The sequence below is a fragment of the Oligella ureolytica DSM 18253 genome (assembly GCF_000373745.1).
Taxonomy (GTDB): Bacteria; Pseudomonadota; Gammaproteobacteria; order Burkholderiales; family Burkholderiaceae_B; genus Oligella; species Oligella ureolytica.
In genome coordinates this window covers 1-1,401 of record NZ_KB892367.1, presented here as the reverse complement: position 1 = coordinate 1,401, position 1,401 = coordinate 1, and the positions used below count along the sequence as shown (strand labels likewise).

Here is a 1,401-nt window from a genome sequence, read left to right as displayed (position 1 = left end):
ACAGTGTTGTACCATTGCACAAAGCGTAAGACCCATGCTCTGGTGTCATCTAAGGAGGCAAAGCCTGATGATGGCCATTGAGGACAGTATTTCATGACCCTAAAGAGTGACTCTACGAAGGGATTGTCATTACTGACTCGTGGGCGACTGTAGGAAGCCTTTATGCTAAGTTCCTCTAGTTTAGTGCGTAAGGTTTGAGCCTTCATTGGTGCACCATTGTCAGAGTGTAACACCAAGGGCTGATGCAGGCAGCCCTCGCTCAAGACACAACGCTGTAAGAGGGCTGCCGCAAGCGCTGAGTCTTCTGTTTCATGCACCTCATAGCCCACGATTTTACGGCTATAGATATCTTCAACGAGGTAAAGATAATAAAACTGACCACGTACACGTGACGGGCAGTATGTGATATCCCAACACCACACTTGACGTGGACCGGTAGCATGATGCGTTGTCGGTTGATGGCTCGGTTTAGGCGCACGGCTACGCCCTCGGTGATGCAGCTGGTTTGCTTGCCGAAGCGTGCGGTAAAAGGTTGCTTCAGAAGCGATATAAGCACCTTTGTCGAGTAGATCAGCCACGATTTGACAGGGTGGCAAGTTGGCGTATTCTGCACGATTGCAGACCGTCAGAATCAGCTCTCGTTCCTCCTGACTCAAACTGTTTGCTGGCTTAGGCCGAACGGCTGTCGGGCGTTTATCGGCTTGAACAACACCATCCTTTACCCAACGACGATAACTACGCAGCGCAAGACCAGCTTCCTCGCACGCCCTGGCTAGACGTGCTCCTTGGCGGTGAGCGGCTTGAATCAAGCTGACCACATGTTGGCGCTCTGAGAGTGAGGTCATTCGTCCTCGTTTTCCTCCCAAAGCGCATTGAGCTTTTTTCGCAACATCAACAATGCTGCTGCCTCCGCTAACGCCTTCTCCTTGCGTTTAATCTCACGTTGCAATGTCTTGTTTTCTTGACGCGTGGCTTGAAGTTCTTTGCGAAGCGCTTGAGCTTGAGCTTTGCTTTGGTCAAACGACTGTAGACACTCCGACTTCCATCGCTTAAGTTGCTCAGGGTAAAGACCTTTTTCTCGGCAATAAGCACTCAACTCAATCTCCGAAAGCGAGGCGGTTTCTATCACAGTCGCCAGCTTGGTCTCAGCAGACCAGTTATCCGAATTGCGTTTTTTTGACATGGCATTACCTACTAAATTGACTTGTTTCAGCCAATTATAAAGGGTTGAGGTAGGAATGCTCTCTTGCCTAGCTAGTTCGCTAAGACTCAATGTGTTGTCACTATGAAATTTATTGATCACTGCGTTCTTACGCTCTAGTGAATAACGGCCCATAAATAGTATCCTTACCGCTCTCTTGATTTAAATTTAGAGGGTGACAACTATCCTGACATAGAGAG

General features: G+C 48.8%; 2 protein-coding genes. Both read right to left on the bottom strand.

Annotation, left to right across the window (positions count from 1 at the left end; translation table 11 throughout):
* Positions 1-845: IS3 family transposase (locus B092_RS0112950; RefSeq protein ID WP_018575644.1), on the bottom strand; the 845-nt coding region annotated here is incomplete at its 3' end.
* Entirely contained in the window at positions 842-1,336 is a 495-nt protein-coding gene (locus tag B092_RS0112945; protein ID WP_018575643.1) for a transposase, read from the bottom strand. The genes B092_RS0112945 and B092_RS0112950, both read right to left, overlap by 4 nt.
* Positions 1,337-1,401 lie beyond the last annotated feature (65 nt).

What these genes read in the sequence shown, in the direction of transcription:
- B092_RS0112945 (WP_018575643.1), bottom strand. Translation starts at nt 1,336, where the DNA reads ATGGGCCGTTATTCACTAGAGCGTAAGAACGCAGTGATCAATAAATTT.